Origin of the sequence: Euzebyella saccharophila, assembly GCF_014855495.1 — a bacterium.
Classification (GTDB): domain Bacteria; phylum Bacteroidota; class Bacteroidia; order Flavobacteriales; family Flavobacteriaceae; genus Euzebyella; species Euzebyella saccharophila.
Map to the genome: position 1 here is coordinate 409,013 of NZ_JACYFJ010000002.1, position 26,077 is coordinate 435,089.

General features: G+C 37.4%; 24 protein-coding genes. 18 read left to right on the forward strand and 6 right to left on the reverse strand.

What is annotated here, in order from left to right:
• Positions 1-13 precede the first annotated feature (13 nt).
• From IL355_RS08270 to IL355_RS08290, 6 genes are all read left to right on the forward strand, one after another.
• Positions 14-1,510, forward strand: a complete 1,497-nt coding sequence (locus tag IL355_RS08270) for a hypothetical protein (RefSeq protein ID WP_192461700.1) — start codon at positions 14-16, stop codon at positions 1,508-1,510.
• 261 nt (positions 1,511-1,771) lie between these two features.
• Positions 1,772-2,503 (forward strand): LytR/AlgR family response regulator transcription factor, encoded by a 732-nt coding sequence (locus IL355_RS08275; RefSeq protein WP_192461701.1) that lies wholly within the window; start codon positions 1,772-1,774, stop codon positions 2,501-2,503.
• A 177-nt stretch (positions 2,504-2,680) separates the two neighbouring features.
• The gene (locus IL355_RS19305; protein WP_262892180.1) at positions 2,681-2,809 is read left to right on the forward strand and encodes a hypothetical protein; all 129 of its coding nucleotides are present in this window, start codon (positions 2,681-2,683) and stop codon (positions 2,807-2,809) included.
• Positions 2,810-3,232: 423 nt separating this feature from the next.
• Complete coding sequence (locus IL355_RS08280) at positions 3,233-4,975, forward strand: tetratricopeptide repeat-containing sensor histidine kinase (protein WP_192461702.1); 1,743 nt, start codon at positions 3,233-3,235, stop codon at positions 4,973-4,975.
• Between the two features lie 12 nt (positions 4,976-4,987).
• Positions 4,988-5,659, forward strand: coding sequence for a response regulator transcription factor (locus tag IL355_RS08285; RefSeq protein WP_192461703.1), 672 nt, complete (start codon positions 4,988-4,990; stop codon positions 5,657-5,659).
• 167 nt (positions 5,660-5,826) lie between these two features.
• A complete protein-coding gene (locus IL355_RS08290; protein ID WP_192461704.1) occupies positions 5,827-6,486 on the forward strand; it encodes a hypothetical protein in 660 nt (219 codons plus the stop codon).
• Between the two features lie 60 nt (positions 6,487-6,546).
• On the opposite strand, the gene glyA is transcribed toward IL355_RS08290, so the two are convergent.
• Positions 6,547-7,821 (reverse strand): serine hydroxymethyltransferase, encoded by a 1,275-nt coding sequence (gene glyA, locus IL355_RS08295; protein WP_192461705.1) that lies wholly within the window; start codon positions 7,819-7,821, stop codon positions 6,547-6,549.
• 109 nt (positions 7,822-7,930) lie between these two features.
• On the opposite strand from glyA, the gene fahA reads away from it, so the two are divergent.
• A complete protein-coding gene (gene fahA, locus IL355_RS08300; protein ID WP_192461706.1) occupies positions 7,931-9,208 on the forward strand; it encodes a fumarylacetoacetase in 1,278 nt (425 codons plus the stop codon).
• A gap of 123 nt (positions 9,209-9,331) precedes the next feature.
• On the forward strand, positions 9,332-10,519 hold the full coding sequence (locus IL355_RS08305) for a hypothetical protein (protein ID WP_192461707.1): 1,188 nt from the start codon (positions 9,332-9,334) through the stop codon (positions 10,517-10,519).
• Positions 10,520-10,552: 33 nt separating this feature from the next.
• Here the strand turns inward: IL355_RS08305 and ytxJ are convergent, their stop codons facing one another.
• Positions 10,553-10,948 (reverse strand): bacillithiol system redox-active protein YtxJ, encoded by a 396-nt coding sequence (gene ytxJ, locus IL355_RS08310; RefSeq protein WP_192461708.1) that lies wholly within the window; start codon positions 10,946-10,948, stop codon positions 10,553-10,555.
• Positions 10,949-11,101: 153 nt separating this feature from the next.
• Here ytxJ and clpB point away from each other — a divergent pair, with 153 nt between their 5' ends.
• Positions 11,102-13,699 (forward strand): ATP-dependent chaperone ClpB, encoded by a 2,598-nt coding sequence (clpB, locus tag IL355_RS08315; protein WP_192461709.1) that lies wholly within the window; start codon positions 11,102-11,104, stop codon positions 13,697-13,699.
• A gap of 117 nt (positions 13,700-13,816) precedes the next feature.
• A complete protein-coding gene (locus IL355_RS08320; RefSeq protein ID WP_192461710.1) occupies positions 13,817-14,413 on the forward strand; it encodes a TetR/AcrR family transcriptional regulator in 597 nt (198 codons plus the stop codon).
• A gap of 157 nt (positions 14,414-14,570) precedes the next feature.
• Here IL355_RS08320 and IL355_RS08325 read toward each other — a convergent pair whose 3' ends face one another.
• A complete protein-coding gene (locus tag IL355_RS08325) occupies positions 14,571-16,334 on the reverse strand; it encodes a PorP/SprF family type IX secretion system membrane protein (RefSeq protein WP_192461711.1) in 1,764 nt (587 codons plus the stop codon).
• A gap of 62 nt (positions 16,335-16,396) precedes the next feature.
• Between IL355_RS08325 and IL355_RS08330 the strand changes: the two genes are divergently transcribed.
• A complete protein-coding gene (locus IL355_RS08330; protein WP_225621159.1) occupies positions 16,397-16,990 on the forward strand; it encodes a SixA phosphatase family protein in 594 nt (197 codons plus the stop codon).
• Positions 16,991-17,070: 80 nt separating this feature from the next.
• A complete protein-coding gene (smpB, locus tag IL355_RS08335) occupies positions 17,071-17,535 on the forward strand; it encodes an SsrA-binding protein SmpB (protein ID WP_192461712.1) in 465 nt (154 codons plus the stop codon).
• 3 nt (positions 17,536-17,538) lie between these two features.
• On the opposite strand, the gene IL355_RS08340 is transcribed toward smpB, so the two are convergent.
• On the reverse strand, positions 17,539-18,180 hold the full coding sequence (locus tag IL355_RS08340; RefSeq protein WP_192461713.1) for a protein-L-isoaspartate(D-aspartate) O-methyltransferase: 642 nt from the start codon (positions 18,178-18,180) through the stop codon (positions 17,539-17,541).
• Between the two features lie 162 nt (positions 18,181-18,342).
• Between IL355_RS08340 and IL355_RS08345 the strand changes: the two genes are divergently transcribed.
• The 6 genes from IL355_RS08345 (at position 18,343) to IL355_RS08370 (ending at position 23,679) form a co-directional block, all read left to right on the forward strand.
• Entirely contained in the window at positions 18,343-19,323 is a 981-nt protein-coding gene (locus tag IL355_RS08345; RefSeq protein ID WP_192461714.1) for a Gfo/Idh/MocA family protein, read from the forward strand.
• Positions 19,324-19,338: 15 nt separating this feature from the next.
• A complete protein-coding gene (locus tag IL355_RS08350; protein WP_192461715.1) occupies positions 19,339-19,995 on the forward strand; it encodes a YggS family pyridoxal phosphate-dependent enzyme in 657 nt (218 codons plus the stop codon).
• A 64-nt stretch (positions 19,996-20,059) separates the two neighbouring features.
• Complete coding sequence (locus IL355_RS08355; RefSeq protein ID WP_192461716.1) at positions 20,060-21,427, forward strand: exonuclease domain-containing protein; 1,368 nt, start codon at positions 20,060-20,062, stop codon at positions 21,425-21,427.
• A gap of 1 nt (position 21,428) precedes the next feature.
• On the forward strand, positions 21,429-22,283 hold the full coding sequence (locus IL355_RS08360) for an ion transporter (protein ID WP_192461717.1): 855 nt from the start codon (positions 21,429-21,431) through the stop codon (positions 22,281-22,283).
• Positions 22,283-23,185 (forward strand): tRNA (adenosine(37)-N6)-dimethylallyltransferase MiaA, encoded by a 903-nt coding sequence (gene miaA, locus IL355_RS08365; RefSeq protein WP_192461718.1) that lies wholly within the window; start codon positions 22,283-22,285, stop codon positions 23,183-23,185. Before IL355_RS08360 ends, miaA begins: the two co-directional genes overlap by 1 nt.
• Positions 23,182-23,679 carry a gluconokinase gene (locus IL355_RS08370; RefSeq protein WP_192461719.1) on the forward strand — a complete coding sequence of 166 codons (498 nt, stop codon included), beginning with the start codon at positions 23,182-23,184 and terminating at the stop codon, positions 23,677-23,679. The genes miaA and IL355_RS08370 overlap by 4 nt, the downstream gene beginning before the upstream one ends.
• 53 nt (positions 23,680-23,732) lie before the next feature.
• Here the strand turns inward: IL355_RS08370 and IL355_RS08375 are convergent, their stop codons facing one another.
• Complete coding sequence (locus tag IL355_RS08375; protein WP_187457653.1) at positions 23,733-24,446, reverse strand: response regulator transcription factor; 714 nt, start codon at positions 24,444-24,446, stop codon at positions 23,733-23,735.
• Between the two features lie 9 nt (positions 24,447-24,455).
• A complete protein-coding gene (locus tag IL355_RS08380; protein WP_192461720.1) occupies positions 24,456-26,039 on the reverse strand; it encodes a sensor histidine kinase in 1,584 nt (527 codons plus the stop codon).
• Positions 26,040-26,077 lie beyond the last annotated feature (38 nt).

Genomic DNA, 26,077 nt, shown 5'->3' on the forward strand with positions numbered 1-26,077 from the left:
AATAGTCTTAACCATGCGATTGTTCTTCTCGGTTTTAATTGCGCTAGTTTTTGTTTCCGTAATCTCTTGCCGTAAAGAATTCAATTACGCCCCAAGTAATGGTAAACTTAGGTTTTCAAAGGATACTGTTTTTTTGGATACCATTTTTACAGGAATAGGAAGTAGTACTTATACTCTAAAAGTTTATAATGACCAAAATGAAGATATAGAGATCCCATCTATAAAACTTGAAAACGGAAATAATAGCAACTACCGTATCAATGTAGATGGTATAGCTGGTACTAGTTTTAATAATATCCCTTTGGGAGCAAATGATAGTCTTTTCATTTTTATTGAAACCACCTATTCCATTCAAAATTCCGAAAAGGAGTTTTTGCATACAGATGTGCTTTTTTTTGATGAAGGTGCCCACCAACAAAAAATACCGCTAGTAACCTTGGTAAAGGATGCCATTTTCATTTTTCCAGAAAAGGATTTGGAAAGCCCTTTAAAATCTATTCCCTTAAGTTTTGATGAAACAGCCGAGGAACTATTGGTTACATCTTTTTTTCTTACGGATGAGCATTTGAATTTAAACAATGATAGACCCTATATTTTCTATGGTTACGCAATGGTGCCTCAAGGAAAAAAATTACGAATTGAAGCTGGGGCCCGTCTATATTTTCATGAAAATAGTGGGTTATATATCACTACAAATTCTAGTTTGGAAATTTTGGGTGAGATTAGTTCGGACACGCTATTGTTGGAAAATGAAGTAATTCTTGAAGGGGACCGTTTAGAGCCTGATTTTAAAAATATACCTGGCCAATGGGGAGGTATCTATTTTGAAGAGAATAGCGGAAGTAGCACCATTAACCATTTAACATTAAAAAATGCCATCAACGGTATTTCGATAAAAAAATCCGATACTTTAGATAAAACGACATTATCACTTACCGATTCCAGAATTTACAATAGCACTAATTACAATATTTTAGCCGAAAATTGTTCCATAAACAGTGAAAATCTAATTTCAGGTAACTCCGGAAAATCATCTGTTTATATAAAAGAAGGAGGTAATTATGCCTTTCTACATGCAACCATTGCCAATTATTGGAGCTTTAGCTTAAGAACAGGATTTGCCCTAGAAATAAACAAAAATACCCAGTCAACAAATTTATGTAGCCTGTCTTTTAAAAATTCCATTATAACAGGAAATGGCTTGGATGAAATACACTTGGAACTGGAAGATACTGGACTAAATCAATTCTTTTTTGAGAATTGCTTGATTCAATTTAGTAAGGAAGATTTAAATGAATTTCCCTATGACTTCACAAATGAAGACCATTACCGAAATATTTTTTTTAACAAAGACCCATTCTTTAAAGGACCTTTGTCAAATAATTTTAATTTAGGTATTGAATCTTTTGTAATTGATAAGGGTACCCCAGAAATTCTAGAACAAGTCCCACTGGACATTATGGGTAATAAAAGAGGAGAGATTCCGGACTTGGGCGCATTTGAATTATAACCTTAGGCTTAATTAAGGTGTATTGCAAAAAGGTTACATATCCTTTTAATAACTATCAATACTTTATATAATTCTATTAAATGCCCCCTCATTTTTAACGAAATCTAAATTTTCTTACAATTACTAAATATATTGACAGTAAATTCTTTCAAACTGCTTAATTTCCAGTAATTTAAAAACAAAATCCCCAAATATTATGGGGTAATCCTTGCATTAAGAGCTTTTTACAATTGCTAATTTGCAATTAAAATCGTCTACCTCTTGGAGTACACCTATACCATAATAGACTCAGATGCAACTTCCAATTTGCAATTACAGCATTATTTGGAAGACTATGGCGATTTTACTTGCGCTTCTATTGCAAAGGATAGCAATGAGGGAATCAACTTCATTCTAAAATATTCTCCACAAATTGTTTTCATCAATTTGAACCATAAGGCCCACGAGTATTTTCAAATGGTTATGGAGCTTCATCAATATCTAAATACATTACCCATCTTAATTGGTATAGCCAAAGGAAAGCAACATGCGTACGATGCAATTAAGAGCGGTTTTTTTGATTATTGGTTAATGCCCTATAATGAGTTCGATATTAGAAAGTCACTTTTGAGATTAAAGAAACAAATGCCTTTGGAGAGAGAACCACAAACATTGTGTTTAAGTTCCTATAAAGATTTTCAATATATCAATACAGATGAAATTCTTTATTTAAAGGCAGATAACAATGCTACCGAGTTTGTAATGAAGGATGGTACAATAAACAATGCCTTTAAAACGTTAAAGACCTTCGAAAATCAATTACCTAAAAATTTTATACGCATACACCAAAGCTATATTGTAAATGTCAATTTTATTTCTAGAATCAGCTATGGTAAGTCCGTGTGCACCTTAAAACAGAACAAACAGCAACTACCCTTCTCCAAATCGTATAAGAAGAATATTGACTACCTCAAACAAGCGCTATCAAAAAACACCATTTCTGCCTTAAATTGATTAAATTCTCATAGAATTAGGTCATTCACTCACAAACTGCGGTTAATTACTATTGTTTTTATTTCTGTACTATTTTTCGACTAGCCTGGTAGTAGTTTAGCATCAAGAAAAAACAATAACCCCTAAAAATCCCACTTTATTATGAAAAAAGTAGTTAGTATTTTCGCAGTAGTAGTTATGTCAATCGGAATGTTCTCTTGTGAAGCTGAGAACAATGTTCAAGATACAGATGCCGTTTATGACTTAAACATTGATGCTTCTGTAGATGGTGACGATATTCCAGCCGACGGAAGAGATAACGGATAAAATTGCTTTCGTAAATATAAATTAGAAAGGCCTTAATGAAAATTAAGGCTTTTTTTTTACCTTGTATACAAGTAAACCCCAATGCTTACAAAGCGTAGTACATATAAAATATTTTATATTCCCTTGATTTTTGCCGTGTTGAACCTAGCATGCAAAGACAAAACGACAAAGGGCAATTTAAATTCAACTGAAAAACAACTGCTGGATTCTATTAACTCTTGGATTCAAAAAAGTAGGAACAGTAATCTAACAATTAATGACAAAAAGTTGTTTTTAAAGAAAGCTGAAAATTCCTATGAAAAATTTGCAAGCGACTCGATTAAAATAAGACTGATTTCTCGAATTTCGTATTCATATTTAAATAGCTCCGATTCGCAAAACTTTAGAAGAACTAACGGAATAGTTTTAAATAGGGCTAATGAAGTGAAAGATTCTTTGAGATTGGCAGAAGCCCACTGGGACTTGGCTATGTTCTTTAACTCCAATTCAGTTCCTGATAGCTCCTATTTCCATTATGCCAAGGCGCAAAAACTGTACGAGAACCTTAATAAAGACTTTGAAAATGCCAGAATGCTCTATAATATGGCAAGAACCCAAGCCTTGGTCAGGGACTATACCGGAAGTGAAATAAATACCATAAGGGCTATAGAGATATTAAAACCCTTGAATGAATATAAGCAACTTTATTACTGCTACAGTAATTTAGGCTCTGTTACTAAAGAATTAAAGGAATTTGACCGGGCCATAGAATATTACCAAGAGGCTGGAGAATATTTGGTAAAATTGAATTCAACCAATGACTTTGAAGTAAGCTTACAAAATAATATGGGAGTGGTTTACCAAGAGCAAGGAAAATACCAAGAATCCATACCTTATTTCCAAAGAGTTTTACGTACCCCAAATTTACAAGAAGAAAATCCAAAGGTTTATGGCCTAGCCCTTAATCATTTGGCTTATAGCCGTTTGAAGGCAAAACAGAAAAAAAATGTGGAAAGCGACCTTAGAAAGTCTATTCAGGTTTTGGATAGTGTCAAAAATCTACCTGGGCTTGCTAGAGCCTATTACAATCTTTCCGAGTTTTATTTAGCACAGCAAGATACGACCCAAGCTATTACCGAAGCGCAAAAGGCTCTCGCCTATTCAAGGGAAAGTAATAATAATGACCGAACACTTTCTACCTTGCAATTACTTACCAAGTTGGAGCCAGAAAAGTCTGCCTATCATAACCGTAACTATATTTCGCTCAATGATAGCTTGCAACAAGAGGAGCGACAGGTGAGAAATAAATTTGCAAGAATTCGCTTTGAGACCGATGAATTTATCGCAGAAAACTTACTTCTTGCCAGGCAAAAACAACTATGGTCCGGTATTGCCATTGCCGTTCTGCTACTAGGTGTTATGTCCTATTTTATTTTAGACCAGCGTGTAAAAAATCAAAAACTACGGTTTCAACAACAGCAACAAGCTGCCAACCAAGAAATTTTTAACCTAATGTTGGCTCAAAACCAAAAGAAGGAAGAAGGAAAAAAAATAGAACAAAAAAGAATTTCCGAAGAACTTCATGACGGCGTCTTGGGCAAAATGTTAGGTGCAAGAATGGTACTGACCGGGCTTAACAAAAAACATGACGAAACTGCCGAAATTGAAAGAAAGAAGGCCATAGATGCACTACAAAACGTTGAAAAGGAAATTAGAGCCATCTCACATGAACTAAGCCATGCCGCCTATCAAAAAATCAACAATTTTATTCATTCGGTCGAAGATTTGCTAGAAACAGTGCAGGCGACTGCCGGATTCAATTACGCTTTTGATTATGACCGAAGTTTTAACTGGGATGGTATCCAAGGAAATACTAAAATCAATTTATACAGACTCCTACAAGAAAGTCTTCAAAACTCAGTAAAGCACGCCAATTGCAAGAATGTCTCATTAAATCTTCAAATAAAAAAGAATGCAGTAGTGGCAGAGGTAAAAGATGACGGCAAGGGCTTCAAAAGCAAAAAAGGAAAAAAAGGAATTGGCATGCGAAATATGGCTTCCAGAATTGAAAAACTTAATGGTAATTGGAACATAAAAAGTGAAATAGGAAAAGGCACAACTGTGACTTTTACTGTACCTTTGAAGAAAATTACTACTAACGGTTCAAAAGAACCTATACAAGTTTAAGGAAGCAGAAGTATGGATAAGATTGTGCGAATTCTCGCTGTAGATGACCACGAAATGATTGTTCTAGGGTACAAATACACCTTAGAAGGTACCGATTTTGAAAATTACAAAGTAGTTGTAAATACAGCCCCCAGTTATGAAAAGGGCAAGGCAGAAATTGAAAGTGCTGCCAATAGAATTCCCTATGACATTATTCTACTGGATATTTCTATGTTTCCGGACAGTGCAAAAGAAGAGCGTAGCGGCGAAGATTTAGGTTTATTGGCCAAAGAAATTTCGCCAACTTCTAAAATTGTGTTTTTGTCTTCGTTTAGCGATAGTTACCGAATTAATCACTTGTTAAAAACGGTGAATCCGGATGGGTACATGGTGAAATCTGAAGTAGATGAAAGAACCTTACAGGAAATGGTGAAAACTGTTTTAGATCAACCGCCATATTATACAGCTGCCGCCCTACAGGCCATTAGAAGAAAAATGGCCAATGAAGATCAAATTGATGAACGTGATAAAAAAATTCTTTATCAGCTTTCCATTGGTACAAAGACCAAGGACATTTCTTCTATAGTAGCTGCTGCCAGCACAACTGTAGAGAATAGAAAACGTCATTTAAAAGTTATTTTTGGTGTCGAAAACGGAAATGACTTCGCTTTAATAGAAGAAGCCAGAAAAAGAGGGTTTATTTAACATTCCAGTTTTAATGGCAAAAACAGCTCAAACCGTTGCTGTATAAGCATTTACGATATATTGTAATACAATCAAATAAAACCCCCATAAAAACTGGGGTTTTTCTTTGTCTAAATAATGGCTTCTCAATTTACATTTGAAAGTCAATTGAATTACACTATACGTTTATGCCTTCATTCCCAGAAAATTTCGAATACAATTCTTCCGGAGGTTACAACATAGGTTTGCGGCTGGAGGGAATTGAAAAATTTAAGAAAAGTTTAGAAAAATTCTTTTTTTCTATTGCTACCATAAGACATTCAACTTCAAACAATAGCCATATCAACCTCGCTATTGAATTGGAATGCAATATGAGTTTAGTGGAGATGCTATTCCACTTCAATCGTGGTACCTGGGGCAACTTTTCCCAAGGTAGCACATCCTTTGTAGGGACATTAGAGAATTTCAAGAAAGCAAATCCTGTAAACCTAGATATTGAGGAAATTTCTATTCTCTTCACGGATACCCGTTTGATTATCAACAAAATATATTCAAAAAGTATCCCGGAACAACTGGACAATATATTCAAGGAAATGGGTAGGCATTATGTCCATTTCAGTAAAGGGCTTTCAGAAACCCCATATGAAATTTATGTACCAGTATTTGAGGAAGAACATTCTGCGGACGAAATTATCCTGGGAAGTCTTGAAGTTTCCAATCATACACAGAAGGATTACTTTAATTTTTGGGGACTTTACTTTGAATCTGAAGATGATGCTGTTATTTATGATCTAAAAGGGTCCCATCTAGAGAATGGTGATCTTTTTATGTTGAGTTCAGACGATTAAAAAAGAGGTTGATTACAAAAACCAACCTCTCCTTGCAAATACTATTATATTTTAATCTACCTAGAAATTAAACAACGCTCTTCCTTTCATTAGGTTGTTCACTTTTTCTTTCACTGCTTTTATTTTGCTATCATCTTCTGCGTTGGTAAGAACTTCATCTACTAACTCAACAATGGTGGCCATATCTTCTTCTTTAAGACCACGTGTGGTTATTGCAGCGGTACCAAATCTAATTCCAGATGTAACAAAGGGTGATTTATCATCAAAAGGAACCATATTCTTATTGGCCGTAATGTCTGCCCCAACTAATACTTTTTCAGCATCTTTCCCCGTGATATCCTTATTCCTAAGATCGATCAACATCATGTGATTATCGGTACCTCCAGAAATAATATCGTAATCTTTAGCAACAAAGGCCGCTGCCAATGCCTCTGCGTTTTTCTTAACCTGTATTACGTAGTGAAGGAAATTATCTGTCAATGCCTCACCAAAAGCTACTGCTTTAGCCGCTATGATATGCTCCAAAGGACCTCCTTGGTTACCCGGAAACACTGCTAAATCTAGCAATGCGGACATTTTTCTAAGATTGCCGTTCTTCAACTTTATTCCAAAAGGATTGTCAAAATCCTCCCCCATCAAAATCAAACCTCCTCTTGGTCCTCTTAATGTTTTGTGGGTGGTGGTGGTAACGATATGACAATGTGGAATTGGATCGTTCAACAATCCTTTAGCTATAAGTCCGGCCGGGTGTGAAATATCGGCCAACAGCAAAGCTCCAACGCTATCGGCTATTTCTCGAAAACGGGCAAAGTCCATATCCCTAGAATATGCAGAAGCACCTGCAACAATCATTTTTGGATTTTCCTTTTCAGCTATTTCCTGAATTTTATCATAATCCAACTCCCCTGTTTCCTTGTCTACTCCATAAAAGACTGGATTATATAGCCTTCCGGAGAAATTCACTGGAGAACCATGTGTAAGGTGACCACCATGGGAAAGGTCAAAACCTAAAATGGTATCGCCCGGTTGTAGGCATGCATGGTAAACCGAAGCGTTTGCCTGTGAACCGGAATGAGGTTGTACATTGGCGTAAGCCGCGCCAAAAAGTTCTTTAGCTCTATCTATGGCCAATTGCTCTACTTTGTCCACTACCTCACAACCGCCATAATAACGTTTGCCGGGATAGCCCTCAGCATATTTGTTGGTCAAAACAGAACCGGCAGCTTCCATTACCTGCGGACTGGTAAAATTTTCTGAGGCTATTAGCTCAATACCACTTAGTTGCCTTTCTTTTTCCTCGGCAATCAAATCAAAAATTTGGCTATCGCGTTGCATACGTCAATATTGTGTTAAATGAGGTGCAAAAATACAAATTACTCCTTGCTATCACCCATAAAATAATAACTTTGATTAGCATTTTATCAAATAAAAATTAACAATAGACATGCCCATACCAGCGAACGACCCTACAAAAAAAACATGGCTTCCTGTGCCCGAAAATTCAGATTTTCCAATACAGAATATCCCATTTGGTGTTTTTTTAACCAGGGATGATATTATAACCATTGGAACACGAATTGGCGACCATGCCATTGACCTTGGAGCCTTGCACCAACTTGGGTACTTTAAGGATATTCCATTAACGGATGATATTTTCCTTCAGGACACCCTCAATGATTTTATCTCAGATGGACAAAAGACCTGGCGTGCGGTAAGAAACAGGATCAGTGAGATTTTTGAGGTCTCTAATGAAGAATTAAAGAATAGGGAAGATCATAAGGAAGTGGTTCTGTTTTCCATGGATGAAATAGAAATGCAACTACCCGTACAAATTGGGGATTATACAGATTTCTATTCTAGCAAGGAACATGCAACCAATGTGGGAACTATGTTTAGAGATCCTGATAATGCCCTACTCCCCAATTGGCTACATCTCCCCGTGGGATATCACGGCAGAAGCTCTACTATAATCCCCAGTGGAACTCCTGTAAGAAGACCCAAGGGACAAACAAGCCCTAAAGAAAATGGCAAACCCGGTTTTGGTCCGTCCAAATTGGTTGATTTTGAATTGGAAATGGCTTTTATTACTACCGATGCCAATGCGTTGGGAGAACCAATCCCCGTGAATGAAGCCGAAGATTACATCTTTGGAATGGTCCTTTTTAATGATTGGAGTGCCAGGGACATTCAAAAATGGGAATATGTTCCTCTAGGGCCATTTTTAGCAAAAAGTTTCGCATCGTCCATTTCACCATGGATCGTGACCTTAGATGCGCTTGAACCTTATAGGACGGAGAGCCCAAAGCAGAACCCGGAACCCCTACCCTATTTAAAATTAAGTGGCAACCATAGTTTTGATATACAGTTGGAAGTGGATATTAAAACAGAGGCAAGCAGTACTACAGTTTCCAAATCTAATTTTAAATATATGTACTGGACCATGGCGCAACAATTGGCGCATCATACCATAAACGGTTGTAAAGTCAATAGTGGTGATATGATGGGGAGCGGTACCATTTCCGGTCCAAACCCAGATAGCCTAGGTTCAATGCTCGAGCTTTCATGGGCCGGCAAAAACCCCGTAACACTCAATGACGGCTCTCAACGCACCTTTATTGAAGATAATGACACCGTAATTCTTAGAGGCTTTTGTAAAAACTCCAATTATAGAATTGGTTTTGGAGAGGTCTCAACCAAACTTTTACCCTCCTTAGGCAGCTAGCACCACACAAAAGAACGACATTTCATCGAATGCATACGATTACATATCGTTTTGCGTTAGTTAACATATGTATTTTGGCACAGGAGTTGAAATTAACATCTTGAACCATAATAGCCATATGTTATGAAGAATACCATTTTTTTTATTTCAGTATTATGTTTGGCGGCGGCCTGTAGCGGAGTTAAAAAAACCCAAAAAGCTTTAAATGTTGGGGACTATGGCAACGCCATACAGACCTCAGTAAACACCCTCGCCCAAAATAAAGGGAAAAAATCAAGTCAACCGTATATACTCATGCTTGAAGAAGCGTACAAGAAAAATACGGAGCGCGAATTAAAACATATTGAATTTCTTGAAAGCGATGAGAATCCTGCCCATTTTGAAGAAATATACGAATCCTACGTAAATCTTCACCAGATACAGGAAAAAATCAAGCCTTTACTTCCACTGTATGTAGAGGGTGAAAATAGAAAAGCTCGTTTTATTTTCAAGGATTACCAAGATGATATTATTGATAGCAAAGACGACCTTGCAGAATTTCTATATGAAAATGCCAGTTCTTTGCTTTTAGAAGCAAACTCAAAACAGGATTACCGCAAGGCTTATGATGATTTCACCTATTTGGAAGAAATTAATCCCGGCTATGATGACACCGCCAATAAAATTTCGGAAGCCTATGAAAAAGGATTGGATTTTGTAAGCGTTGATTTGGTCAACAATTCCAATGTCATTATTCCTGCTCGCTTGGAAGAGGAGCTTCTAAACTTTGATGTGTATGGCCTTGATCAATTATGGACCAAATATCATAGCAACCCTCAACCAAATATTGATTATGATTATCACATGCAGCTTTCCTTAATAAATATCAACATTTCTCCGGAACATGTTAGTGAAAAGCAACTAATAAAGGAAAGACAAATAAAAGACGGTTACAAATATGCAACGGATAGAAAGGGAAACATTCTAAAGGATAGTCTAGGTAACAAAATTAAGGTAGACAAGTTTAAGACGGTAAAGTGTAATTTTTATCAATTCACCCAGCTGAAGTCCGCCAAGGTAGATGGATTTGTACGGTTTACCGATTTAACAACACGACAACAAATAGATTCCTATCCTATAAGTAGTGAGTTTATTTTTGAACATGTTTACGCAAGGCATGATGGCGATAAAAGGGCTATTGATAATGACCTAACACCCTTATTGAAATTGGGAGCAGTACCTTTTCCTTCCAATGAACAAATGGTCTATGACGCTGGAGAGGATATAAAGAACAGATTAAAATCCATATTAAAAAGACAGCGCTTCAATTAAAAAACAAACCCCGGATACTCCGGGGTTTGTTTTTTAGATATAATCTTCCAATTTAACATCTGCAATGGCACCATGGGAATCGTGCATAACCACTTGCCCTTCTTTGACTATTAATAATTGTGGAGACTCATGTCGTATTTGAAATACCTCGCTTACCAAATTACTCACATTTCTATTCTGGTGAAGGTCTAGAAAATAAAAATCCGCTTCCTCCTCTTCTAAAGTATAGTTTTGGGTGAACATATTTAGCGTCATTCTACTAATTCCACATGTAGTACTGTGCTTAAATATAAACTGCGCCTTAGAATTGGATTTTGACTTAATTTCTTCCAATTGATTTTCATCTGTAAGGGGTATCCAAGGAATCTTTGAGCTTTTCTCTTTTTCCCCACTCCCGTTTCCTCCAAATAAATTTCCAAATATTCCCATTCGATTGTAACTTAATTCAAATAATCAACTTCAAAAACTGCCTAAATGTCCTGCTATAATTGAAAATAGCAGACATTTTGTCCTGCCTATTTCTATGGTAGGATTATTGACATAATCAAATCAAAAGTAAACAAAGCACTAAAATATAGACATATGAACTTTAATAATTATACCATAAAATCTCAGGAGGCCATACAACAAGCGCAACAGATTGCACAAGGTTTGGGTCACCAACAAATAGAAAATGAACATCTCTTTAAAGCCATTTGGGAGATCGACGAAAATGTACTTCCGTTCATATTAAAAAAATTAAATATGAACGTGGCGATTATTAAACAAATTCTTGATAAAGAACTGGAAAGCTTTCCTAAAGTTTCAGGTGGAGACATCATGCTTTCAAGAGAGGCCGGTAAAACCGTAACCGAAGCCAGTGTAATAGCCAAGAAAATGGAGGATGATTTTGTTTCCATTGAACATCTTATTCTAGCCATCTTCACCTCTAAAAGTAAAATTGCCCAAATTTTAAAAGACCAAGGGGCTACTGAAAAGCACCTAAAGGCGGCAATTTCTGAACTTAGGGGGGGAGAAAAAGTAACTTCTGCCAGTGCAGAAGACAACTATAATTCTTTGGACAAATATGCCAAGAACCTGAATGAACTGGCAGATAGTGGAAAGTTGGATCCAGTTATTGGCAGGGATGAAGAAATTAGAAGGATATTGCAAATACTTTCTAGAAGAACCAAAAACAATCCCATGTTGGTAGGGGAACCAGGTACAGGTAAAACAGCTATTGCAGAAGGGTTGGCCCACAGAATTATCCAAGGTGATGTACCTGAGAACCTAAAAGACAAGATTATTTATTCCCTTGATATGGGGGCATTGATCGCCGGCGCAAAATACAAAGGCGAATTTGAGGAGCGTTTAAAGTCCGTTATCAAGGAAGTTACTTCATCAGATGGTAACATTGTACTTTTTATTGATGAAATTCATACCCTAGTTGGTGCAGGTGGCGGACAGGGAGCAATGGATGCGGCCAATATTTTAAAACCTGCTCTCGCACGTGGTGAATTAAGAGCCATTGGTGCAACCACATTAGATGAATATCAAAAATACTTTGAGAAAGATAAAGCATTGGAAAGGCGATTTCAGAAAGTTACGGTCAACGAACCTGATACGGAAAGTGCCATTTCAATTTTAAGGGGAATCAAAGAAAAGTATGAAGCACATCACAAGGTAAGAATTAAAGATGACGCCGTAATTGCAGCGGTAGAGCTAAGCCAACGCTATATCACCAATAGATTTTTACCAGACAAGGCCATTGACCTTATGGATGAGGCGGCATCCAAGTTGCGAATGGAAATTAATTCCAAACCAGAAGAACTGGATGTGCTAGACCGAAAGATAATGCAGCTAGAAATTGAGATTGAGGCTATAAAACGTGAGAACGATAAGGCAAAATTAAATTCCTTAAATGTGGATTTGGCCAACCTAAAAGAAGAGCGAAATGAAATTTTTGCCAAATGGGAAGGTGAAAAATCGGTGGTGGATAACATCCAGAAAACAAAACATGATATTGAGGAATTTAAACAGGAAGCTGAAAGGGCCGAACGTAATGGTGATTACGGTAAGGTAGCCGAAATTAGATACGGCAAAATCAAAGAAGCCCAAGAACATCTTGAAAAACTTCAGGAAGAATTAAAAGCGCAGCAAGAAAATGAAACCCTGATCAAAGAAGAGGTCACCAATGAGGATATAGCCGAAGTTGTTGCCAAATGGACAGGTATTCCGGTTACTAAAATGCTTCAAAGCGAGAGGGAGAAATTGCTAAAATTGGAAGATGTGCTCCACAAACGCGTGGTTGGACAAGAAGAGGCCATACAAGCAGTTTCAGACGCCATAAGAAGAAGTAGGGCCGGTTTACAGGATACCAAAAGACCTATTGGCTCCTTCTTGTTTCTCGGTACGACCGGCGTCGGGAAGACCGAGTTGGCAAAAACCTTGGCATCCTACCTTTTTGATGATGAGAATGCCATGACCAGAATTGATATGAGTGAATATCAAGAAAGACACTCCGTAAGTAGATTGGTAGGTGCACCTCCAGGATATGTTGGATATGATGAAGGCGGACAACTTACGGAAGCTGTTAGAAGAAGGCCCTATTCCGTAGTACTACTGGATGAAATTGAAAAAGCCCATCCAGATACATTCAATATTCTATTACAAGTATTGGACGAAGGCCGATTGACAGATAATAAAGGTCGGGTAGCAGATTTCAAGAACACCATCATTATTATGACCAGTAATATGGGAAGCCATATAATACAGGAGAAATTTGAGAATTCCCAAGATGTGTACAGCGCAACCGAAGCCGCTCGGGTAGAGGTCTTAGGTTTATTAAAGAAAACGGTTAGACCGGAATTTTTAAACCGAATAGATGACATTATAATGTTCACCCCGTTGAGCAAGGATGATATCTCTCAAATAGTGCGCTTGCAATTGGACCAGTTAAAAAAGATAGTTTCTAAACAAAATATTACCATTGATGCCACCAATGAAGCAATTACATATTTGGCAGAAAGGGGTTATGACCCACAATTTGGGGCAAGGCCTATTAAAAGGGTCATACAAAAAGAAGTTCTCAACAAACTTTCAAAAGAGCTGTTAAAAGGTACTATTTCCGCTGAAAGCATAGTACTTATAGATTCCTTTGAAGACGAGCTGGTTTTTAGGAATCAAGAAGAATTGGTGTAAGATTTACCATATGATAAAGTAAGATTAGGGCATCTTTAAAAAAGGTGCCCTATTTTTGATAATTGTAGATACCATACAGTATATAATTTTTCTATCTTCGTATTAAACTGCATGCAAATGACCACCAAAGCCGAAAGAACTACCGCCTATATTATTGAAACCGTTGCCCCTATCTTCACTAAACTTGGTTATATAGGCACCAGTATGAGTGACTTAACAGATGCAACTGGTCTAACCAAAGGCGCCATTTACGGGAATTTTGAGAACAAGGAAGCCTTAGCTCTTTCCGCTTTTGAATACAGTAGTAAAAAGCTACTTCAAAAACTGGATGAGATTTTATCTATTGAAGGTAGTGCTTTGGATAAAATTTTTGCATTAACAGACTTCTACAGACATTACGACGAGTTTACTAAAGATCTAGGAGGATGCCCCATTTTAAATACCGGTGTGGATGCACAGAACAATAATAAATTGTTAGCGGCAGCTTCTAAGGAGGCTATTAAGGAAATTGAAGGTAAAATTGCCTTGGTACTCGAAAACGGCGCCAATAGTAATGAACTTAAGCTTCCTGTAACTCCTTTACAATTTGCAAAACAGTTCTACACCATGATACAAGGTGCAGTTGCCATGTCCACAATCACCAGAGACCGAAAGTACTTGGTAAATACAATAGCTTATTTGGAGGTTTTGGTCAAAAAGGAGCTAAAAAAGTAGTCTCCAATTTTATTTCCCTAAAGATTTACCATTCAACTTGGTAGCTAACTAGCCCCAATTAAAATTGCTCTGGACGTAGTTATTTTCGGTTAGGTAAAGTCTTCCGTTGGCTCTATAGTATACTACTTTTATTCGGTTAATACAATGCAAACGAGTATTACTCACCAACCACTCTAAATATCCAGGTCTTACCAGGGTATTTACCTCCGTAATTACTGTTTCTAGCTTGTCGCGCCTCAGAAATGGTGTCAAATCGCTCTAAATACGCATAATTGTATTTATTGGTACTTCTAACAAATGAGCCTGGGTTCATGCCCTTTTTGCGTAAATCGGCCATGAAGGCATCAAAATACTTTTTAGTACCAAATACATTGGCAATAAGGTAGTAACCGGGTGCCAATCCTTCCTCGGTTTTAACTTCCTCATACTTCTCTCCTTTTTCCGGCACTACTTTTTCCTGTTGGCGAGCCTTGGCAAGAGCCGCTTTTTGCTTCTCTTCCTCTACTTTTGCAATTGAATCCAATCTTTTTTGTTCAGCAATTTGTTTTGCCTGAGCTAAGGCCTCCTGCCGTTTTACTTCGTTGATGGAATCCAATTTTCTTTCCTGCTCTTCTTGAGCCATGGCAATGGCTTCCGCTGCTTTCCTTTCTTTACGGGAAAGTTTCTCATCAGGCTGTTCTTCCGCCACTTCCGTCTCGGAATCCGTTAAACCTATCAATTCCCTTTGTCGGGCCTTTTCTTCTTCTTCCTGTTTCTTCTTTAATTTCTTAGCTGCCAGGGCTGCTTCCTTTTCTACATTGGCAATGGAATCCCTTACTATTTTATCCCTTCTTTTTTGTTCTTTTTCCTGTGCTCTTAATTCTTTCCTACTTGTTTGTTCTTCCGCCCTCTCAGACTTAGCCAATTCTTCAGCCTTGTCCAACTCTTCTTGAATTCGTTCGTTCTGATCTTCGTCCAACTCCAATATTCCATTTTCATCTTCTTCCGGTTCAAAACCTACCATTTTATGCCGCTCACTAGGCTTACCCAAAAAGTAAGCTGCCATGAGTTCAAAAGAAGCCTCATTAGTTATGTTGGAATTTGTTCCTAATTCAACCAAAGCTCCCAAGGAAAGATGTTTGAAGAGGGTAACACCTGCACCTATGGCATACCCATAAAAGTTGTTATATCCAACTTGGCCCCAATAATTATCCGTATTCAACAAGGTATAAAAACCCACTTGGTTAGATTGGCCCGGAATGGTCCTTAGATACATACTTGGCCTTAAAAAGGCATTGGGTGCATCACCCAAAACAAGTGGAAAGTCATAGGAAAGAATTCCCATGAAGATTTTATCCTCTTTTGCTGTGTTACCTTCCTTTTCATTAAAATTATAATCAATGAGATTTTCAGATGCCAATCCTAAGGTAAGGCGTTCAACGGATAAACTCATTCCGGGAGCCATTTGTACAATAAAATCATTACCTATGGATTCTTGAGGCAGGGGAAAATTTGGATCAGGAACAAATCGGTTATCGGCCAATTCTTGCTGAAACGCAAAAACATTGATTCCCACACTAAGTTGAACAAGCTCGTTCAGTTGAAATTGATGAGCATAATTTAAAGCTCCCCCAGTATTAAAATAAACACCTGTGTTTTGTTGTAAAAATGCCACTCCGGCGGCCGAATTGGAATTAAGCCTACGTGTATAATTGAGAAATATCGTAGTAGGGTCCGCATCTATACTTTGCCACTGCCAACGAGACCAAAATGCGATGGATTGTGCATTGTTCCTATCCAAGGAAAAAGCTGGGTTGAACAAGCTGGCATTATAGGTGGTGAGATTATGTTGCCTTAAATCTGCAGGCAGTCTTTCTTCCCGCTGTGCGAAAAGACCTGTGACAAGGAAAATTAATATAAGGAGGGGCGCATTTCTTAGCATACACAAAAAAACAAAAACAAGAAGCTGAACATACTTTTTTCAACTAATTTTAGTTAACATTTATGCAAGAGTTTTCAACCAGAAAAGAGACTGAATCCATGAAAAACATACAATTAATTCAATTTGTAGTATTTTTCTTATTTATTGTGGGTTGTAAAGATAAAGAAAAAATTGTTGATCCGGTAAACACGGAAACCAACGTTTCTACCTTTTATTTTATAAGACATGCTGAAAAAGATATATCAAATCCTGAAGATGCCGATCCCGAGCTAAATCAAAGTGGACTAGGACGGGCCATGCATTGGGCCGAAATTTTGGACAAGGTAGATCTAGATGCCATCTATACCACAGACTACCAAAGAACGTATATGACAGCGGCTCCAGTTTCCGTAAAAAAAGATTTAACCGTTCAACACTATGACCCACAGACCATTGATTTGGAACAGTTTAAAGCAGATAACCTAAACAAGAACGTTTTAGTGGTGGGACATAGTAATACCACTCCAGAACTTGTAAATAAAATGATTGGGGAAAGCAAGTATTATGAAATGGACACCTCAGATAACGGAAGTCTGTTTATAGTGAATTTGGTTAACGAAGTTGCCACTTCCCAGCGCTTACATTTTAATTGTAATTGCCCAAAAGAACGAGAGTAATTCTTCATAGAACACACCAATATAGACAAGCAAATCTAAGTTATTCCATAAAATTGATTTTACTTCACTAATTTTGTGGAATGGTTCAAAAGAACATCAACATAAAAAACAAAAGGGCAAAGTTCGAATATGAACTTTTAGATACCTACGTTGCTGGTATTGTATTGGCCGGTACAGAAATTAAATCCATCCGGGAAGGCAAAGCTTCCATTTCACAGAGCTTCTGTGAGTTTAATGATAGGGGTGAACTATTTGTAATCAATATGCAAGTAGATGAATATTCCCACGCCTCACATTTTAACCATAGGCCCAAAGCGGAGAGAAAACTTTTATTGAATCGCGGAGAGCTTAGAAAATTAAGAAAGGAAGTTACCACTAGCGGGCATACCATTGTCCCACTGCGTTTGTTTATAAACGACCGGGGGTTGGCAAAAATGAAGGTGGCCCTTGCCAAGGGTAAAAAGCTCTATGACAAAAGGGAAACTATTAAAGATCGAGATAATAAGAGAAATTTAGCCCGTATTAAAAAGAGCTTCAATAATTGATTTTTAGTTTTTATTCTCCAAAAGCGGAACAAATCTAAAGGACCCAAATTCTTTTTTTTCAAATTCTTTCAAAGATTTTCTATAAAAAAGAGTCATTATCTGATCTTGGGCACCTACGGGGATTACAAGCCTACCCCCTACTTTTAGCTGCGCCATTAAGGCCCTAGGAACTTCAGGCGCTCCTGCCGTAACAATAATGGAATCAAAGGGCGCTTCTTCCGGAAGACCTTTATAACCATCTCCAAAAATGGTCTTTTTGGGCCGGTATCCCATCTTACCAAAAAACAACTTGGTTTTCTTAAAAAGTTCCTGCTGTCTTTCTATAGTGTAGACCTTTGCCTTTAAATGTAACAAAACCGCGGTTTGATAACCACTACCTGTTCCAATTTCCAAAATTTTATGTCCGGGTTTTACATGTAACAATTGGGACTGAAAAGCCACGGTGTAGGGCTGAGAAATAGTCTGGTCGGCGGCAATTGGAAAAGCTTTGTCCTGGTAGGCATGCCCCTCAAAACTGCTATCCATAAAAAAATGCCTTGGAATGGTTTTAATGGCTCCCAGCACATTCTTGTCCGTAATTCCTTTTTCAACGAGGACATCGGCCAACTTGTTTCGCATTCCCCTATGTTTAAAGGTATCTTTCAAAAGGTTTGGTTTTTGCAAGGTAAATTTACTTTCTATAACGCCAAATCACAAGTGCAGTTATCAACTAAGAATTCACATTTTCCTTTTTTACGCTAAAATCCAAAGGAATATGAAATGACCATTGCTTAAAATAATATGTATTTTTGATGCAAATTGATTTAAATGTTAAAAGTAGGTGTTTTAGGCGCTGGACATTTGGGTAAAATACACCTAAGATTGCTCAATGAGTCCAAAAAATATGAGTTGGTGGGTTTTTATGATGCCGATGCCATCAATGGCAAAAAGGTTTCTGAGGAATTCGGTTATCGGTATTTTGATAATATCAATACACTTATAGATGCTGTTGAGGTGGTAGATATTGTAACCCCAACCCTTTCTCATTTTGATTGCGCCAAAAAAGCCATTCAAAAAGGAAAGCATGTTTTTATTGAAAAACCTATCACCAACACTCTGGAAGAAGCGGAGGAATTACAACGTTTGGCTGCTGAATTTAAGGTAAAAGGTCAAGTAGGTCACGTAGAACGGTTTAATCCAGCTTTTTCTTCGGTTAAACATCAAATTAAAAATCCCATGTTCATTGAAACACATAGGTTGGCAGAGTTCAATCCACGTGGCACAGATGTTCCTGTAGTTTTGGATTTAATGATTCACGATATCGATGCCATTCTAAGTGTTGTTGATTCTAAGGTAAAGCAAATAAACGCCAGCGGTGTTTCTGTTATTAGTAAGTCTCCAGACATTGCCAATGCGAGAATAGAATTTGAAAACGGCTGTGTTGCCAATTTAACCGCAAGTCGCATTTCCCTTAAAAATATGAGGAAATCCAGGTTCTTTCAAAAAGACGCCTACATTTCGGTTGATTTTCTAGAAAAGAAAGTAGAGGTTGTAAAAATGAAAGATGCTCCCGAGGTGGCAGGCGATTTTGATATGATTTTGCAAAATGCGGAGGGGGAGAAAAAACAGATTTATTTTGAAAACCCTGAGGTACATCAGAATAACGCCATTCTTGATGAGCTAGAAACCTTTGCCGCTGCCATTATTAATGATTCGGAACCTGTAGTAACCTTAGAACAAGGCTCAAATGCACTTAAAGTGGCCTTAGAGGTTATTTCGTCCTTTAATAACAAAACAGAAGTAATCTAAAATCTCTTTCATTACATGCCCATAAAAGACAACCTACAAAGTATAAGATCACAAATACCCACTAACATTACCTTGGTTGCGGTTTCCAAAACAAAGCCCAACGAAGATATTATGGAAGCATATGAAACGGGGCAACGAATATTTGGGGAGAATAAGGTGCAGGAAATGGTTGAAAAATGGGAAACCTTGCCTAAAGATATTGAATGGCACATGATTGGCCACCTTCAAAGAAACAAGGTAAAATATATGGCCGATTTTGTTTCACTTATCCACGGGGTTGACAGTCTTAGGCTATTGAAAGAGATTGATAAACGTGCAAAAGCATGTGATAGAGTTATCAATTGCCTATTGCAAATGCACATTGCAGAGGAAGACACTAAATTTGGTCTTGATCAAGATGAACTAAACCATCTTTTAAATTCGGAGGCTTTTAAAAGCATGGAAAATATTTGTATTAAAGGGCTAATGGGAATGGCTACTTTTACGGATAACGAAGTTCAAATAAAAAGGGAATTTCAATCTTTAAAGAAAACTTTTAATGAGGTAAAGCAACTTTTGCCAGAATGCGATATTCTTTCCATGGGTATGAGCGGCGACTATATGCTGGCCATTGAAGAAGGTAGTACCATGGTTAGAATTGGTAGTAGTATTTTTGGAAGCCGAAACTACTAGCCAATCACATAAAAACAGAACAGCACTACCAAAGCCTTAATGTATCTTTAGCAGAATATTTTTAATGTACGCAATACTAGACATAGAAACTACCGGCGGAAAATTCAATGAAGAAGGAATAACCGAAATTGCCATTCATAAGTTTGATGGGCATCAAGTGGTAGACAAATTTATAAGTCTGGTGAATCCGGAAAAGCCCATTCAGCCATTTGTGGTGAATTTGACCGGTATCAACAATAAAATGCTCCGTACCGCCCCTAAATTTCATGAAGTTGCCAAAAGAATTGTAGAGATTACGGATTCCACGGTGCTCGTGGCCCATAATGCACAGTTTGACTATCGTATTTTAAGAACAGAATTTAGGCGTTTGGGATATAATTTTGAACGAAAAACGCTTTGTACGGTAGATTTGTCCAAAAAGTTGATTCCTGAAGCGGAATCGCATAGTTTAGGAAAATTGGTACGATCGCTGGGCATACCTGTTAGCGATAGGCACCGAGCGAACGGTGATGCGCTGGCAACACTTAAATTATTCAAAGTTTTACTTTCAAAAGACTCGGACAAAGAGATACTCAAAGGCATAATTCGCGACAAGGAGCATGGAGAGCTATCCGATAGACAATTGGATATTGTTGAATCACTACCTTCAGAAACAGGCGTATATTATATGCACGACAAGGACGGGGAAATCCTTTTCCTAGGAAAGAGCAGTAATATTAAGAAAAGGGTAAACCAGCACTTTACGAACGGAGGAAAAAAATCAAGACAGCTTCAAAAGGCCACCAAAAAAGTTTCTTTTGAGAAAACCGGAAGTGACTTAGCTGCTTTACTGAAGGAGAACGAAGAACTCAGAAGAAACAAGCCTAAGTATAATTCAAGACCTCCTAGGAAAAACTTTTCCTATGTGGTAAAAACAGTTGATAACGAAAATGGCTATATGCAGTTAGTGGCTGAAAAATCATCCTTAAGAATAGATGCCTTTGCCTCATTTAACAGTTTGGCCGGTGCTAAAAATTTTATATTCAAAGTAACCAAAGACTTTGAACTTTGCCCTAAGTTGAATGGAATTTCAGAGGCAAAACAGAACTGTTCCTCGTACGAAAATGGAGAATGCAAGGGGGCTTGTATCAATCAAGAATCGGCCGAAACCTATAACAAGCGAGTTTTGGAAGTCTTGGATAAATACTCCATCAACCAAAAAAATATAGTCGTTGTAGACAAAGGAAGGGAGATAGGCGAATACATTGCATTCTTAGTAAAAAAAGGTCAATTTCAAGGGTTTGGATACTATGACTTAAATCATCAGATTAACAATTTAAAGATCTTGGAATCCATCATTACACCTATGAACGGTAATGAAAACACGACCCATATTATTGAAACCTATTTAAGAAAGCGGCGCGTTCATAAAATTATGGAATTAGACAAATAGTTTGAGAGAACACAAACCGGAAAAGGGCTGGAAAAGCAAAGTCCACGAAATTATTTACGAGGCCGATACCCCTATAGGTAAATGGTTCGACCTCCTTTTGTTTCTACTTATTATCATAAGTGTTCTTTTAGTAATGTTGGAAAGCGTTAAATGGATTGACGCTAAATACCATCGTACCCTTTTTGTGCTGGAATGGATTGTGACCGTGCTGTTCACCATTGAATATATTGCCAGGATTGTCTGCATAAAAAAGCCTTTCAAATATATTTTTAGTTTCTATGGAATTATAGACTTCTTGTCCACTATCCCTCTTTACTTATCCTATATTTTTGCTGGATCGCAAGTGTTATTGGCCATAAGGGCGTTTAGACTGTTACGCGTTTTTAGGATATTAAAACTGGTTCGATTTTTAGGAGAAGCCTCCCAACTAAGAAGAGCCTTAAAGGCCAGCCGTGCCAAAATAACCGTTTTTCTATTTGCCGTACTTATACTTTCCGTTATTTTGGGCACTCTTATGTATTTGGTTGAGGGAGATGAAGCAGGATTTACCAGCATACCTACCAGTATCTACTGGACCATTGTTACCTTAACGACTGTAGGTTATGGAGACATAGCCCCTATTACTCCTCAAGGCCAATTGATAGCTACCATTATCATGCTGGTAGGTTATGGAGTGATTGCCGTACCAACTGGAATTGTCACTGTGGAATTTGGCAGACAAGGACAAGGAAAACCTAAACAACCAGATGGTAATAATCATTTTGTGCATGTAAATACCCAATCCTGTCCCACTTGTGCAAAAGAAGGACATAGGGATGATGCCGATTTTTGCTATAAATGTGGAGGTAAACTTTAATGGAGAAAATACTTATTTCAGTAGTTGGCCCTACAGCCATTGGCAAAACAAGATTGGCAATAGCCTTGGCGCAGTATTTTGAAACGGAGATTATTTCTGCGGATTCAAGGCAGTTTTTCAAGGAAATGTCCATTGGAACGGCCGCACCAACAGCCCAAGAACTTTCTCAAGCCCCGCACCATTTTATCCATCATAAATCCATTTTTGAAGAGTATTCCGTAGGAGATTTTGAAAAGGAGGTTATTACTTTGTTAAATCGCTTATTTAAAGAGAAAGACATTGTTGTCATGGTAGGCGGTAGTGGCCTGTATGTAGATGCAGTAACTAAAGGGTTGGATAATTTTCCCCAGATACCCCCTTTAATTAGGGAAGAATTAAACAAAAAATTGGAAGAAGAAGGGCTTGAAACGCTTCAAAAAGAATTAAAAGTCAAAGACCCCGAATACTACGAGAAAGTAGACCTTAATAACCCACACCGCTTAATAAGAGCCCTTGAAGTATCACTTGGTTCTGGACAACCCTATTCTTCATTTCTTAAAAACAAGGACAAAGAAAGACCTTTTAAGACCCTTACGGTTGGCCTCACCGCGGAAAGGGAAGAAATTTATAATCGGATCAACCATAGGGTTGATGTAATGATTACTGAAGGATTGATAAAAGAGGCGAAGCAACTTTTTGAAAACAAAGACCTAAATGCATTACAAACGGTAGGCTACAAAGAATTGTTCAACTATTTTGAAGGAATTTGGAATAAAGACTTTGCCATTTCCGAGATAAAAAAGAACACCCGTAGATTTGCAAAACGGCAACTTACATGGTTCAAAAGGAATGAAAAAACATTGTGGTTCAACTATCGCACACCCCTTAGCACCATAATTGAAGCAATTAAGAAAGATATATGAAAAATAATCCAATCATTTTTGTAATGGGGGTTTCCGGCTCCGGCAAAAGCACTATTGGCAAACTTTTAGCTCAAAAATTGAATTTGGATTTTTTTGACGGTGATGATTACCACCCAAAGGAAAATGTAGAGAAAATGGCCATGGGCACTCCTTTGACCGATGACGACCGCAAAGGGTGGCTCATCCGCTTGAACCAATTGTCCCATGAAAACAAAGAAACAGGCGCCGTAATTGCATGTAGCGCATTAAAACATTCCTACAGAAAGCTCCTAAGGGATGGACTTGAGGAACAAATGGAATTCGTATTTCTTAAAGGCTCTTTTGAGTTGGTATCAGAAAGACTAAATGCTAGAAAAGGGCATTTTATGCCTCCTGAGTTATTGCGTTCACAATTTGAAGCTTTAGAAATTCCAAAAGCGGCCCTTACGGTTTCCATTGAACATAGCCCTGAAATGATTGTGGATACAATTTTGACAAAATTGACTGGTAAATAAAAAAGGCTCTGGAATATCCAGAACCTTTTGAGCTTATTTTTTTAACGAGAAAATTAAACCTCCTCTTCTTTTACTACCAAGCGGAAGCCCTCGCCATGAATATTCAATATTTCTACCGTATCATCACGCTTCAAATACTTACGTAATTTAGCGATGTAAACATCCATACTTCTAGAAGTAAAATAATTATCATCCCTCCAAATTTTTGTCAAAGCGAGTTCCCTTGGCATTAAATCATTTTCATGAAGTGCCAAAAGACGCAAAAGCTCATTTTCTTTTGGAGACAATTTAATGGACTCCTCATCTTTATATTTCAAAAACCTCAATTTGGAATTTAAATGAAAATTACCAATCTGAAATTCAAATTTCTTACTATCTGCAAGTGTATTAGACGCTTTTCTTTGAAGTATTGCTTTAAGCTTCATTAGTAAAACTTCAGAATCAAAAGGCTTGTTCAAATAATCATCTGCACCTGCCTTATATCCTTTAAGAACATCTTCCTTCATAGTTTTTGCCGTAAGAAAGACGATAGGCACATTTTCGTTTTTTTCACGAATTTCCTTTGCCAAGGTAAACCCGTCCTTGTAAGGCATCATAACATCCAAAATGCACACATCATAATTATCTTTCTTGAACTTTTCAAAACCTTCCATTCCGTTTTTTGCCAACGTAACGTCAAATTCGTTCATAGATAAATAATCTTTCAGCACGATTCCGAAATTCGGATCATCTTCAACCAGTAGTATCTTTTTATTGACTGTTTCCATAATTTTAAGTTAAATTAAAGGCAATTTTATATAGAAAGTACTTCCCTTTCCTTTTTCACTTTCTGCGTAGACCTCACCTTGATGGTCATCTACAATATTTTTTACGTATGCTAAACCTAAACCATGACCCTTAACATTGTGCAGGTCTCCGGTATGTTCCCGATAGAATTTTTCAAATACCTTTTTTAGTACAGCTTTACTCATACCGGCACCATTATCCTGAATTTTCAAAATGATAAAATTCTTGGCAACTTCTGTAAAAATTTTTACTTCCGGCGCCTCAGGGGAATATTTGATGGCATTATCAAGAATATTGACAACAACATTGGTAAAATGCATTTCATTTGCAAGAACTTCACTTCTAGGAGCATCTAAATGTGCTTCAATAAAGCCGCCCCTATCAGCAACAATAAGCTCTACGTGGGCAATGGCGTCCTGTATTATGTCGTGAAGGTCTACCCTATCCTTACTTATATCCAACTGATTTTTCTCCAGTTTGGATATCCGTAGAACGTTTTCCACTTGTGCATGCATACGCTTATTTTCATCACGAATCATGCCTAAATACCGCTCAACCTTTTCTTTATCTCCAATTATTTTAGGGTTCCGGATAGCCTCTACTGCCAAATTAATAGTGGCAATAGGGGTCTTGAACTCATGGGTCATGTTGTTTATAAAGTCGGACTTTATCTCCGATATCTGCTTTTGCCTTATCAATTGATAAATGGCCCCTGAATAAGATGCCACAATTACCAAGATAAAAAGCAAAGACAAAAAGGCCATTCCCATTATAGAACTAATCAAAAACCGCTTTTTCTTTGGAAAATTTATAAGAAGGGAAAAATTGGTGTCCCCCTCACTATCCTTAAAAATAGGCGCCTCGTATATAGTGCTTTCAGCAAATTTAAACCGCTTGGATTTTACCTTAGTGGGCAACCCCCTACTATAAACACCATACTCATATTCAATATCCAATCCTCTGTTCTTTAACTCCCTATTGAGCAAAAGTTCTATTTCCTGCTTTGAAACCCGTTTATGGATAGGCACTTTTTTGGCATATTCCATAAAAACATCATCAAAAGCAGCCTTTTCCAAAGATGTAAGCCCTCCAATTTTTTCAATTTTCTCAATTGGAGTTAGTGATATATTTTTTCCGTCCAAATCAAAGTTTTCCTTGAAAACCATGCTTGTACGCTTACTGGTAAAGTTTTTAATTGTAGTAGTATCCCCACTGTCGCTGCTGTCAAAGAACGTTGATGCAATGTTGTAATCTTCTTCAAGAATTCCATGAGAATACGTGCGTATTTCATTGGAATTCAAGTCTTTGTCTATAAATAAGAAATTACGGATGGGAGTGGTTTTTGGCTCAACTCCCATACTGTCTATTTGACTAAGATAACGTTCTGAATAGTCCCGACGTTCACGCCTTTCTATCTTCTCCGTTACCTCATTCAGTATGTCTATAACCGCATTGGAAAACTGCTCTTCCTTATCGTCTACTGACTGTTTGATCCAAAAACTTTGAACGAATATAATTCCGATCAAGGAGAGGCTCATCAAAATCACCAGAACAACAAACAACCTCTTATTCATTGGTCATAAAATTAAAAATTTAACATTTAGCAATTTGT